Origin of the sequence: Photobacterium halotolerans DSM 18316 (assembly GCF_000425165.1) — a bacterium.
Classification (GTDB): domain Bacteria; phylum Pseudomonadota; class Gammaproteobacteria; order Enterobacterales; family Vibrionaceae; genus Photobacterium; species Photobacterium halotolerans.
Map to the genome: position 1 here is coordinate 321,806 of NZ_KE384320.1, position 13,282 is coordinate 335,087.

8 protein-coding genes are annotated in these 13,282 nt (G+C 55.6%); 3 read left to right on the forward strand and 5 right to left on the reverse strand.

Going from position 1 to position 13,282, the window contains the following annotated elements:
• Window positions 1-42 precede the first annotated feature (42 nt).
• Window positions 43-2,166 carry a polyphosphate kinase 1 gene (gene ppk1, locus H511_RS0114670; protein ID WP_027252984.1) on the forward strand — a complete coding sequence of 708 codons (2,124 nt, stop codon included), beginning with the start codon at window positions 43-45 and terminating at the stop codon, window positions 2,164-2,166.
• On the forward strand, window positions 2,163-3,677 hold the full coding sequence (ppx, locus tag H511_RS0114675; protein ID WP_027252985.1) for an exopolyphosphatase: 1,515 nt from the start codon (window positions 2,163-2,165) through the stop codon (window positions 3,675-3,677). Before ppk1 ends, ppx begins: the two co-directional genes overlap by 4 nt.
• A gap of 161 nt (window positions 3,678-3,838) precedes the next feature.
• Here the strand turns inward: ppx and H511_RS23505 are convergent, their stop codons facing one another.
• From H511_RS23505 to H511_RS0114700, 5 genes are all read right to left on the reverse strand, one after another.
• On the reverse strand, window positions 3,839-4,831 hold the full coding sequence (locus tag H511_RS23505) for a PstS family phosphate ABC transporter substrate-binding protein (protein WP_081669291.1): 993 nt from the start codon (window positions 4,829-4,831) through the stop codon (window positions 3,839-3,841).
• 57 nt (window positions 4,832-4,888) lie between these two features.
• Entirely contained in the window at window positions 4,889-6,193 is a 1,305-nt protein-coding gene (phoR, locus tag H511_RS0114685; protein WP_027252986.1) for a phosphate regulon sensor histidine kinase PhoR, read from the reverse strand.
• 77 nt (window positions 6,194-6,270) lie between these two features.
• The gene (gene phoB / locus H511_RS0114690; protein WP_027252987.1) at window positions 6,271-6,960 is read right to left on the reverse strand and encodes a phosphate regulon transcriptional regulator PhoB; all 690 of its coding nucleotides are present in this window, start codon (window positions 6,958-6,960) and stop codon (window positions 6,271-6,273) included.
• A gap of 134 nt (window positions 6,961-7,094) precedes the next feature.
• On the reverse strand, window positions 7,095-10,859 hold the full coding sequence (locus H511_RS0114695; RefSeq protein WP_027252988.1) for an AAA family ATPase: 3,765 nt from the start codon (window positions 10,857-10,859) through the stop codon (window positions 7,095-7,097).
• Between the two features lie 15 nt (window positions 10,860-10,874).
• Window positions 10,875-12,113, reverse strand: coding sequence for an exonuclease SbcCD subunit D C-terminal domain-containing protein (locus H511_RS0114700; protein WP_027252989.1), 1,239 nt, complete (start codon window positions 12,111-12,113; stop codon window positions 10,875-10,877).
• Window positions 12,114-12,366: 253 nt separating this feature from the next.
• On the opposite strand from H511_RS0114700, the gene rdgC reads away from it, so the two are divergent.
• Window positions 12,367-13,278: a recombination-associated protein RdgC gene (rdgC, locus tag H511_RS0114705; RefSeq protein WP_027252990.1), complete on the forward strand. Its 912-nt coding sequence runs from the start codon at window positions 12,367-12,369 to the stop codon at window positions 13,276-13,278.
• Window positions 13,279-13,282 lie beyond the last annotated feature (4 nt).

Below are 13,282 nucleotides of genomic sequence, written 5' to 3' on the forward strand. Positions count from 1 at the left end.
ACAGGCCGCTCTACTGCTGTTGATTCTGATGTTAGGAAAACCATGAGTACTGAACCGCTGTATATTGACAAAGAACTTAGCTGGCTGTCTTTTAACGAACGTGTCCTTCAGGAAGCGGCTGACAAATCAGTGCCGCTGATTGAGCGTGTCCGTTTCCTGGGTATTTTTTCCAGCAATACCGATGAGTTTTATAAAGTCCGCTTTGCCGATGTAAAGCGGCGTATTCTGATCACCCAGGAGCAGAGCGGTGACATCAATGCCAAGCACCTGCTGAGCAAGATCCAAAGCCGGGTTCTGAAAATGAACCAGGACTTCGATACCCTGTATAACGAGATCCTGCTGGAAATGGCCCGCCGCCATATTTTCCTCATTAACGAACAGCAGGTCGATGATAACCAGGTCGAGTGGCTGAAACGGTACTTCCGCCACACCATTTTGCCTCACGTGACGCCGATATTACTGACTGAAGACATAGATCTGCTGCAGTTTCTCAAGGATGAATATACCTATCTGGCGATCGACATGAAACAGGGTGACAGCAGCCAGTATGCCTTGCTGGAAATTCCGACCGACCAGTTGCCGCGCTTTATTAAAGTCCCTGAATCCAAAGGTAAAAACAGAAAAACACTGATCCTGTTAGATAATATTATCCGCCTGTGCCTGGATGATATTTTCAAGGCTTTTTTCGATTATGACAGCCTGGCGGCCTATTCGATGAAAATGACCCGGGATGCCGAGTACGATCTCAGCCAGGAGGTTGACCACGGTATCTTAGAGCTGATGTCGGAAGGCCTGAATCAGCGCCTGACGGCTATGCCGGTGCGTTTTGTCTATCAGCGCGATATGCCGGGGGAGCTGATCGAAAAACTGTGCGGCCTGCTGAAAGTGTCGAGCTACGACAGCATTATTCCCGGTGGCCGCTATCACAACTTCAAAGATTTCATCAGTTTTCCGAACATTGGCCGCAGCTACCTGGAAAACAAACCTTTACCGGCACTGGACAGCTACCATTTTGTCAGCGCCAGAAACGCCTTTGAAGCCATCAAGGCGCAAGATATCCTGCTGTACTACCCGTACCACAAATTCAACCACATGACGGAGTTTGTCCGCCAGGCCGCGTTCGATCCCAAAGTCCGCAGCATCCATATCAATATTTACCGGGTCGCCAAAAACTCGCGCATCATAGATTCCATGATAGATGCCGCCAATAACGGCAAGCAGGTCACTGTGGTGGTTGAACTGCAGGCGCGTTTTGACGAAGAGGCCAATATCGAATGGGCCAGACGCCTGACCGAATCCGGTGTGCGCGTCGTGTTCAGTGTCCCCGGACTGAAAATTCACTCGAAACTGTGTCTGATCACCCGCCAGGAAGACGATGCCATCGTCCGCTATGCGCACATAGGTACAGGCAACTTCCACGAGAAAACCGCCCAGATTTATACCGATTTCTCGCTGTTCACTGCCGATCCTGAGCTGACCAACGAAGTGCGTCAGGTATTTAGCTTTATTCAGAACCCGTACCGGCCGGTAAAATTCAATCAGCTGATTGTCTCACCGCGCAACTCGCGCAGCCGCTTGTATGAACTCATCGACAGAGAAATTGCCAACGCCAAGCAAAAACTGCCGGCAGCCATTACACTCAAGGTAAACAACCTGGTTGATAAGGGACTGATTAACCGTCTCTATCAGGCCAGCAGCGCCGGTGTACGCATTGATATGATCATCCGTGGCATGTGCTCTCTGGTGCCGGGTATTACCGGTATCAGCGACAATATCCGGATCATCAGTATTGTTGACAGGTTCCTGGAACACCCCAGAGTCATGGTGTTCGAGAACAATGGCGAGCCTGAGGTGTTCATCTCGTCCGCAGACTGGATGACACGTAATATCGACAACCGTATTGAAGTCGGCTGCCCGATAAGGCAACCTGAACTGAAGCAGAAAATCATCGACATACTTAACATTCAGTTTTCAGACACTGTCAAAGCGAGAATTCTGGATAAGTCGATGAGCAACAATTATGTTCCGCGCGGTAACAAGCGAAAAATCAGATCGCAGATTGCCATCTACGACTACCTGAAGCAGTCTGAAAAAAAGATGCAGAAACAAGCCAGCCAGATAGCTGAAACGGTTGCTTCCGAAGAGAATAATGAAAACGCAGCATGATAGAAATTGATCGTCCCCGCGAAATAGCAGCAATAGATATGGGCTCAAACAGCTTCCATATGGTGGTCGCCCGGGTTGTGGGCCATAGTCTGCAGATTGTCAGCAGGCATAAACAGCGCGTTCATCTGGCTGAAGGACTCAACGACAATATGGATCTGGATCAGGCCGCCATTCAGCGCGGCCTGGGTTGTCTGGCCATGTTTGCCGAACGCTTGCAGGGGTTTGCACCGGAAAACGTCCGCATCGCGGCAACCTATACCCTCAGACAGGCAAGGAATGCCCATGTGTTCCTCAAACGGGCAGAACGTGTACTTCCCTATCCGATTGAAATCATTCCCGGCACAGAGGAAGCGCGCCTGATTTATCTGGGCGTCGCCCATACTCAGCACGAACCGGGCCGCAAACTGGTAGTCGATATTGGCGGCGGCAGTACCGAACTGATTATCGGCGAAGGCTTTGATCCCCAGCTTCAGTACAGCAAACACATGGGCTGCGTGAGTTACAACCAGCACTTCTTTCCCAACGGCAAGATTTCCGCCAAAGCCATCACCAAAGCCCAGATGGCGGCGCTGCAGAAAATGGAAAGTATCGCCAGCAAGTACCGCAAAACGGGCTGGGACACCGCCATTGGCTCCTCGGGTACCATCAAAGCCATTCGGGAAGTGATCATCGCCCAGGGACATGCCGACGGTGTGATCACCAGAGAGCGGCTGGACGAGGTGGTCAAACAGGTTTCCGCCTGCAAACAGAGTTCTGAGTTAAACCTTCCCGGACTGACCGAGGATCGCAAACCGGTTTTTGCGGCAGGTGTCGCCATCTTAAGCGCGGTATTCAGCGCGCTGAAAATCGACACTATGATTTTTTCCGATGGTGCGCTGCGTGAAGGACTGCTGTATGAAATGGAAGACCGGTTCCGTCACAGTGATATCAGAAGCCGGACGGCCACTGCAATAGCACAGCAGTACAATGTGGATATCGATCAGGCCACTCGGGTCAGAAACACGGCAGAACATTTATACGGCCAGATTGCCGACCCATCAGAAAGTCACACCCCTGAGCTGGCTGCCTTGCTCGGCTGGGGGGCTTTGCTGCATGAGGTCGGGCTGAGTATCAGCTATCCCGGCTTTCACCGCCACTCCGCGTATTTGTTGCGCCACAGCACTATGCCGGGCTTCAATCTCGAGCAGCAGACAGTGCTGGCCACCTTAGTGCGCTATCAGCGCAAGTCACTCAAGCTCGATGAAATGCCGGAGCTGACCATTTACAACCGCAAACACATCTATCCGATGATCCGCGCCTTGCGACTGGCCGTTGCCCTGCATGGACAGCGCTCTGATGAAACGCTGCCCGCACTTAGCCTGAGCGCCGATAAAGAAAAATGGCAGCTCACCCTGCCTGATGACTGGCAAGCCAGTAACCGTTTACTGGCGGCCGATCTGGCAAAAGAACGGGATTACTGGCAAAAAACCGGTTGGGAGCTGTCTATTTCGCCGGAAGAAGAAAGTGAATAGGCAGGTCAATCGACAACCATAACCACAGTCGCCACTCACAGCTCAACCCGTCTTTGCGGTGATTGAGCTGTTGTATTTTTTTCTACAGTTGGCTTTTATTGCCACGCAAACAGCAATCCTGCAGCATTATTGACCACACCGCTGCCCACAGAAACAGCGTTTTATTCAGTATCCGCCAGGCCCAGCGCCGCCAGCTCGCTGGCGATCACCGCCGCAGGTAAAGGCACGTAGCCGTCCTTGTCCACCATTTGCTGACCGTCACTGGATAAAATAAACTGCAGGAATTCCGCATCCAGTTTAGGCAAGGGTTTGCCGGGCGCTTTATTGACGTAAATCAGCAGATAACGCGCTAACGGGTAGCTGCCGTTGGCCGCATTGGCTTTGGTGGCCGCAATAAAAGGACCATCCCCCTGAGCGATAGGTAATGCCCGGATCCCAGAGGTCCGGTAACCGATGCCCGAATACCCTATGGCATTGAGCGAGGTCGATACCGACTGCACCACAGAGGCCGATCCCGGTTGCTCGTTAACATCATTGCGGAAATCGCCGTTGCACAAGGCTTTTTGCTTGAAATAGCCATAAGTGCCCGAGACGGAGTTACGGCCAAAGCGCTGGATATCACGCTGCGCCCAGCGACCGGTTAATCCCAGTTGCCCCCAATGCGTGACTGGCGAATTGGCACCGCAACGCAGGGTACGGGAGAACACCGCATCCAGCTCCCGGTACCGCAGCCCCTGCAAGGGATTATCTTCATGCACAAAAACGGCAAGTGCATCAATCGCAACCCGTACCGCTGTAGGCTTATATCCGTAATTCTGTTCAAAAGCGGTCATTTCCCGGCTCTTCATCGGGCGACTCATCGGGCCAAGCTGGGCTGTGGCTTCGATCAGTGCGGTCGGTGCAGTGGATGAACCCGCCGCCTGCACCTGAACATTCACATTGGGATAGCGTTGCATAAACGCTTCCGACCAGTAAGTCATCAGGTTGGCAAAGGTATCGGAGCCGACAGACGTCAGCACGCCGGCTACGCCTTCGACGTTCTGATAAGGTGCAGGAGCCGGCGCGCCTTGCGCCAGCGCATGGCCGCCGCTCAGCAGGCTGAACGCGCCAAACCAGCCCCACTTCAATGTCGCCACCCAGCCTTTGTGTTTCATTTACCACTCTTCTCCTCTGCCGGCCCACAGGCCCGGCGTCACTCATCCCAATCTGACTCAGGCTGCCTTTGCAATCAGGCGTTGTGGCAGCGTAAACGAGAACGTACTCCCCTCGTCAACCACACTTTCAATTTCAAGAAACGCATCATGATGGCTCAATGCGTGCTTCACGATTGCCAGCCCCAGGCCACTGCCGCCCGTTTCACGCGAGCGCGCTTTATCAACCCGGTAGAAACGCTCGGTCAGCCGGTGGATATGCTGCGGCTCAATACCGCTGCCGGTATCTGTGACTTCCAGTCGCGGACCTTTAGGCGACAGGAACCAGCGTACCGTCACTTTGCACTCAGGCGGGGTGTGCTTGACAGCGTTATAGACCAGATTCGAAATGGCACTACGCAGCTGATCGGCATCGCCAAAGACCTGAAGTGACTCATCAACATGAAATTCAAAGATCTGATTTTTATCGCCACTGAGCGAGATGGCCTCTTTTTCGAGCACATCCAGCATGGCAGGGACATCGACTCTGTCTTCCAGCTCCAGATGAGGGGCGGCTTCAATTTTGGACAGGGTCAGCAATTGCTCCACCAGCGAGTTCATCCGCGTCAGCTGCTCTGTCATTACACCGTGGGCTTTTTCCCACATAGGACCGACCAGCATATCCGGGTCCCGGGACATTTCCAGATAGCCCTGAAGGACTGTCATAGGGGTGCGCAGTTCGTGCGAAACATTGGCAAAGAAGTTGCGACGCATCCCTTCCAGTTGCTTGAGCTGAGAGATATCACGCACCACCATCAGGTATTCACCTTCGGTATAGCGCATGATACGTAACTCCAGCGTCCTGTCGTAATTGAGCGGCGAGGTGATTTCCAGCGGATCTTCAAAATCCTGTCTGGCCAGATAGCGGACAAAATCCGGGCTGCGCAGCAGGTTACTGACCGGCTGGCCGGCATCGTCCGGCCAGCGAAGGCCCAGCAGATTCTGCGCCAGTTTGTTACACCAGACGATATTGCCCTCGCTGCGAAAGACCACCACCGCATCCGGCAGCGATTCGGCACCATTGCGGAAACGGCGGATTAAGGTCGCCAGTTCGCGGCGGCGGCGACGGTTTCTTTGCTGCAGGCGGTAAATACCGTTAAACAGCGGCTCCCAGCTGCCCGAACCGGATGGCGGGGTCAGACTGCGATCCGTCCACAGCCAGCGGGACATTTTAAGTTGATGGTGACAGTGCCAGCCCAGCAGAATCCAGCTGGCAGCCAGCAAAAACCAGGGCATGTAACCAAAAATCAGCCCGAGGATAACCCAGGGGAAATAAAAAAAAGCCAGTTCCCGGACCAGCTTTTTCCATGACAAGCGTTCTACCATTCACCTCTCCCGCCAGTAACTGCGGCTTCATCCGGCCGTACAGCCAGCTACTGACTCATCATCCTTTTGTGTGGTCATTACACCCTTGTTGAAAAACGGTATCCGGCACCACGCACCGTCTGTACCATTTTATCGTGTCCGCCGCACTCCAGTGCTTTACGCAAGCGACGGATATGCACATCCACCGTCCTGTCTTCAACATAGACATTGGTGCCCCAGACATTGTTCAGCAATTGTTCGCGGCTGTATACCCGCTCCTGATGCGTCATAAAGAAATGCAGCATCTTGAACTCTGTCGGCCCCATATCCAGCGGATCATCATTGGAGGTCACACGGTGCGAAACAGGATCCAGTTTCAGTCCCTGCACGTCTATCACATCATCCAGTGACGTCGGCGACACCCGGCGCATCACGGCTTTCAGACGGGCCATCAGCTCTTTGGGCGAGAAAGGCTTGGTGATGTAATCATCCGCGCCCACTTCCAGCCCACGTACTTTATCTTCTTCCTCACCACGCGCCGTCAGCATCACAACAGGAATGCTGCGGGTGACCTCATCGCGCTTGAGATGCTTGATCAGGTTGATCCCTGACCCGCCCGGCAACATCCAGTCAAGCAGGATCAGCTCTGGAAAAGGTTCGCAGATCTTCTCCAGCGCGGAGTCATAATCTTCTGCTTCAATGGCCTGATAGCCTTTTTGTTCCAGCACAAAGCACAGCATTTCGCGGATCGGTGCTTCATCCTCAACCACTAGAATCCGTCTAACCATAGTCTCGATACCTAAGTCATAGCTCTCTGTCTGGCGCCATTATCCGAATAAAGTATGACACTTTTGTGACCGGGAGGCGAAAAGCTTCACCCGATTGCTATCAAACTGTCATGATATCCGCGATTTATTCCGCTTTAGCCCAGGATCCGTACCCGACTGCGGCCACCGCCCATCGCTTCGACCGCCACCTGGACACCAATGCGTTCCACCAGCGTGCCGACATGGGAGATCACCCCTATCTGGCGGCCATCGGCCTGCAGGGCATCGAGACAGGCCAGTGCCATTTCCAGGCTGTCAGGATCCAGGGTGCCGAACCCTTCATCGATAAACAGCGAACCCAGCTGGCGGGTATCGGCCGCCAGTGAAGCCAGCGCCAGTGCCAGTGCCAGCGACACCAGAAAGCTCTCCCCGCCGGATAATGACTCAACGCTGCGCACTTCATCGCCCATATCATGATCGACAACCTGCAACGCCAGCGGGCTGCCCGGCACAGGCTGAAGGGCATAGCGCGGCGCCAGATCCTGCAAATGCTCATTGGCCAGCAGTACCAGTTGCTGCAATGTCAGTCCCTGCGCCAGGGTTCTGAATTTATTCCCGTTGGCAGAACCTATCAGCTCACTCATCTCCAGCCAGAGATCAGTGCTCGCTTGCTGCTGCTGCAGCTGCTGAGTCAGGGTACCGGCCAGTTGTTCGGCCTGCTCCGCCTGCACCACACGCTGTCGCTGGGTAAAATGCTGCTCTTCCAGTGCCTGCTTGTCCGCTTGCCACTGCGCCTGATGCTCACTCTGGCGTTCTGTCTCCGGTGCCATGCCCTGCGCGGTCAGCCAGGCTTTGGCGGCATCCACACTGGGCTGATGATCTTTCAGCGACTGCTCCCGCTCGGACAACCGGGTCTGGGCGTCAGCCTGTGCCTGCTCAATCACCCGCAGCGCCGCTTTTTCCTGCGCCAGCCAGGCCTCATCTTTGCCCAGCAGGGCCATCAGTTCCTGCTCCGACATCCCCAGCTTCTGATGCCAGCCCTGCCACTGCTGCAGCACTGCACTGTGCGCCGTTTTGGCCTCTTGTAATTGTTGCTGCGTGCTGTTCAAGGCCGACTGAGTGGCAGCATGGCGCTCACCGGCCAGTCGCTGCTGCTGCTCGCTGCTGCTGAGCGACTGACGGGCCGCCTCTAATAAGGCTTTGTGCTGCGACTCTAACGGAGTGAGTGCCTGCTCACCCACCAGTGCTGTTCTTTCCTGCCATAGCTGCTCAAGCTGGCTCTTGAGGGCCGCTTGTTTGTTCTTCGCTTCTGCCAGCTGTTTCTGCAGATTCTGAATGCGGGTCTGGCGCTGCGCCAGCTCCGGGGCCAACGCATTCAGTTGTTTGTCAGTGGTGAGCAGATCCTGCTGCCACTTGAGGTAATCCTCCGCCTGCCGGGTTAACTGGCGGGTATATTGCTCTTCCCCCTGCTGACGCAAGCCCTCCAGCCAGGCCTCGCTGCCGAACTGTTTGTTCAGGGTCTCGGCCCGCTGACTGAGCAGGGTTTGCTGTTCGGCGCACTGCTCTTCCAGCGAGGTCAGTCTGGCCTGCCGGCCCGCTTCTCCCTGAGCTAACTGATGGATGTCATGCGCCAGTTTGTTTTCAGCCTGTACCGCTTGCTGATACTGCTGTTCCAGCTCTCTGGCCTGCCGCAGGCGCAACTGGCCGCTTTCATACTGCTGCTGAAGCTGGCGCAGTTGCGGGGATAATTGCCCGGTCTCATGCTGCCAGGCAGCCAGCTGTTCGCGCAGTGAGGCCAGCGGCATCTGCTCAGTAAATTCGATATGCACCGCCCTGGCGCAGTCGGTCGCCTGAACCGCCGCCTTTGCAGATACCACAGCGATACTGGCCAGCTCGTCGTTGATCACCGCCAGGCGTTGCGTATATTGCGGTACCAGCTGCGCCAGATGATGGCATTCGCCTTCCAGCGCCTGTAACTGCTTCGCCAGTGCCTGCCGGCGTTGATTGTGCTGTTCCAGCAGGCTATCAACTGCCGGATGACTGGCCGCATAAGGATGATCCAGCCCGCCGCACAAGGGGCATGGCTCATCTTGTTTCAGCAGGCTGCGGTAATCGCTCAGTTGCAGCACAGCCTGGCTTTGCTGAAACTGATATTCAGACTCTTCCGCCCGTGCGCTGAGCAGATTCAGCTCAGGCACTAATGCCTGCAATTTCTGCTCTGTCTGCTGACTGGCTGACTCCAGCTCCTGTCGCTCCTGCATCAGCCGGCTTTGGTGATCCAGCAAACCACACCATTCCTGTGTGGCGGCCATCGCCTGACGCAAATCATCAAGACGTTGCTGAGAGCGGCGGTAAGCCTGCTGACTTTGCTCCTGCGCCGCGCTGACCTCGTCAACATTGAGCTCCGTCCGCTGTTTCTCCAGCTGCTGCCGCTGGGTCAGCAGGCGCTCACTCTCTTGTTTCAGCTTGCTGTCATCGAGCTGGTATGCCTGCTGCGCCTGCAGCCCCTGCTGCAACTCTTTCCTGAGCCGGGACAAGGAACGGTGAGCGGTCAGATACTGTTTCAGGTTATCCAGCACCGGCTGAATCTGTTCGGCCACCGCGGCCAGGGCGCGATTGTCTTCCAGTTGCTCAGACAGCTGCCGGCCCTGCGCCTGCAGCTGCTGCTGTGCACTCTGCTGGTGCTGATAATCCCTGTCTTCCTGATCCAGTTGCTGTTGCAGCGCCTGAGCATCCTGTTCCAGCAGCTGATGTTGCTGCTCCAGCCCCTGCCGCTGTTGATCCAGCAGCTGCGCCTGTTTCAGTTTGGGTTCCAGCTGCAACCAGTCTTGCTGCGCCTGTTCTAGTGACTGCCTGGCTTGTACTACGGCCTGATCGGCATCCAGTCGCTGCTGCTGATCCTGCGCCAGCGCCTGCTGAGCCGCGCTCAGTGAGGCCTCCAGACGGCCGATTTGCTGGACGGACTGGGTCAGCAGAGTAAAATCGGCCCGCGCCGGTTGGGCTGTCTCAAGCTTAGCCAGGTATTCAATGCGGGGAGTGGCCTGGGTACTTTGTGCGATCGCCTCAGTCAGCGCCTGCTGACTCTGCGCCACCCGCTCCTGCAGCGTTTTCTCTGTGCTCAGCGTCTGCTGATGCTGGCTCAGCGCCGCCAGCCGCGCATCAAGCTCGGCCAGCTGGGTTTTCAGGGCGGCGATCTGCGCGTTCAGTGCCTGTTTTTCATCGTCACTGAGCAATGCAATATCACCCAGCTTATCCTGCAGCTGGTGCAGCTTCAGCTTCTCTTCTCTGGCTCTTTCATAAGCGGCCACCGACAGGCGGCCGTAAATTTCACCGCCTGTCATGCGCTCAAGCAAAGACGCGCGCTCATCAGCAGCGGCTTTCAGAAATGCCGCGAACTCGCCCTGCGGCAACATCACGGCCCGGCGGAACTGCTCAAATGTCAGGCCAATCAGACGCTCGATTTCTACCTGCACTTCTTGTTTTTTACCCGCAAACCGCTGCCCGGACTCCAGGTTTTCCAGCCACTGCTCAGAAGGCTGCACGCGGCCTGCCGCATTGCCTCTGGCCCGGCGCACCTGCCAGCGAGCCCGCCAACGGGAGCCATCATTGGCCTGAAAATCAACCTCGGAAAACGCCTCCGCTTTACCCCGCGACAGAATACTGCGGACATCGTTGGCTCGGATGCGGTTCTCGTCGTCGCCGCGTCCGATTTCCGCATCATTTTTTTTATTCGACTGCAAACGCGGAATGCGGTCGTACAACGCCAGACAAATCGCATCCAGCAGGCTGGATTTACCGGCCCCGGTTTTGCCGGTAATGGCAAACAAACCGGCCTCGCCCAGACGCCCGGTGGCAAAATCAATCTCAAACTGTGTTTGTAAGCTGGCGAGATTTTCGCCCCTCAAAGCCAGAATTTTCATCGTCTCTGTCTGCCGTTATTTGTCTTCTTCATCGTCAATGCGCGTGAGTAATGACTCGAATGCCTCACGCATCGCACTGGGTAGCTGTCCGTCATATTTCTGCTGCCAGCTCAGGGCAAACACCTGCTGCGGACTCACTTCAGACAAGCGCTGATGCGCCAGCGAAGGGGCATCTTGCTGCTGACGATAATGGGTGGTGATTTTGGCCAGCCGGACCGCTTTCCCCTCCAGCGCCTGCAGCACTTTCTCCCGCAGCATCGCCTGAGGCTTATCAAGCAGCACCGGCACTTCCAGATAAGGCTGGGTTTCCCTCGGGCCATCCCCGGTTGCTAACGCTTTCAGGGCGTTCAGAGCCTGCTCCAGCGGCTGAGGTTCAGCCGGGACTCTGAGCATATCCACCACTCTGGGCACAGGAAGCGGGGTAATGCCGGACAGGGTTTCAGCCTCAAGTGTCAGTAACACCACCTGATGCTTGTAGTGGCGTTCAGACATCGACAAAGGCAGCGGCGAGCCGCAATAGCGGATGTGCTCTTTTTTCGCGACCCGCTGGGCCAGATGGAGATGGCCCAGCGCGGCATAGCAGAGATCATCGGGAAAGACAGAGGCTGGCAATGCATGCTGGTTTCCGCCCAGCACCCGGCGCTCAGACATTTCAGACAACTGACCGGAAGCCATGTAGACGTGCCCCATGCCAATCAGTGCCTGACCCGGCTGCCGAACCGCCCGGGCTGCGTCGGTTACCTGCTGATAGAGTATTTCGACGCCTTTGATCAGGCGATCATCGTCTTCGCTGAGATCGTCAGTACGCAGATCACTGCTGCGCAGAAACGGCACCGCCAGTACCCAGGCTGCCGTGGCGCCGCTGCGGTTGGTCAGCGGCACCAGCAATCTGTCCATCTCCAGCCGGCCCTGATCATCACGGCTGATGCCGCCGACCAGGTGCAGGTCAAAGGCTTTTAACAGTTCATGAGGCGCATCCAGCTTACTGGGCGAATCATGATTGCCGCCTGTCATCACCACGTTCAGCTCCGGCAGGCTTTTCGCTAACCGGGCCAGAAAACGGTACAGCATACGCCAGGCACTGGCCGGCGGATTGGCGCTGTCGAAGATGTCGCCGGCCACCAGCAGGGCATCGACCTGTTCGCGTTCCAGCGTATCGGCCAGCCAGTCGAGAAACTGCTGGTGCTCATAATCGCGCTGATAGCCATGCAATTGATGCCCGAGGTGCCAGTCTGAGGTGTGAAGTATTTTCATGCCGTTAGTGTAAATACTGAGAGATCCAGAGAAAAGATAAGGGCCGATTGTACCCCAGCCAGATGCTATCACGGTCAGATCAACAGAAAAAATTGCGACAGCCAGACACGATTTTCTGCCGCCAGGCCACGGGGATACCGGCGGTGGTCTCAGCCCGTGCTGCTTGCAAACCTCACTGAACCTAGCAAAGTGAGGCAACTTGGGTATAAGATTGTCGGCCCAATGCACACACCTAGGATCAGTCACAACTATGCTGTGGTTTAAAAACCTGCTTACCTATCGCTTCAGTCGCGAGATTGACTTCAAACCGGAAGAGCTTGAGAAGCAACTGGAAGAATTCCGCTTTACCCCTTGTGGCAGCCAGGATATTCAAAAATTCGGCTGGGTTTCAGCACTGGGCAAACACGGTGATATGTTCACTCATCTTGCCGGGGACAACATTCTGATCTGTGCCCGCAAAGAAGAAAAAATGCTGCCTGCCTCGGTGATCAAAGAATCACTCAATGCCAAAGTGGAGATGCAGGAGAAAGAGCAGGGCCGTAAACTGAAGAAAAATGAAAAAGACACCCTGAAAGATGAGATCGTGATAGATCTGCTGCCACGCGCTTTCAGCCGTCAGAGCCACACCTATGCGCTGATCATGCCGGCGCAGGGATTGTTGCTGGTTGATGCCGGCAGCTTCAAAAAAGCCGAAGATCTGCTTGGCTTGTTACGTAAATCCATCGGCAGCCTGCCGGTTGTGCCTGTGACTGTGGCCAAACCGGCGGCGCAGACACTGACAGAATGGGTACGCTCCGGCCAGTCCCCCAACGGTTTTACCATAGGTGAAGAAGCCGAGCTGAAAGCCATTCTGGAAGACGGCGGGGTGATCCGCTGTAAGCAGCAGGACCTGAGCTGTGATGAAATTCTGGCCCATATCGAAGCCGATAAAGTGGTGACCAAGCTGGCTATCAACTGGCAGGAGCGCATCGATTTTGTGCTGGGCGACGATCTGTCACTCAAGCGCCTGAAATTTTCCGATGAGCTCAGAGAGCAAAATGACGACATCGACCGTGAAGACATGGCGCAGCGTCTGGATGCTGATCTGTCCTTAATGTGCGGCGAGCTGTCCGCCATACTGCCCAACCTGTTTGAAGAACTGGGCGGCATGGAAGAACGCGTCTGATTAG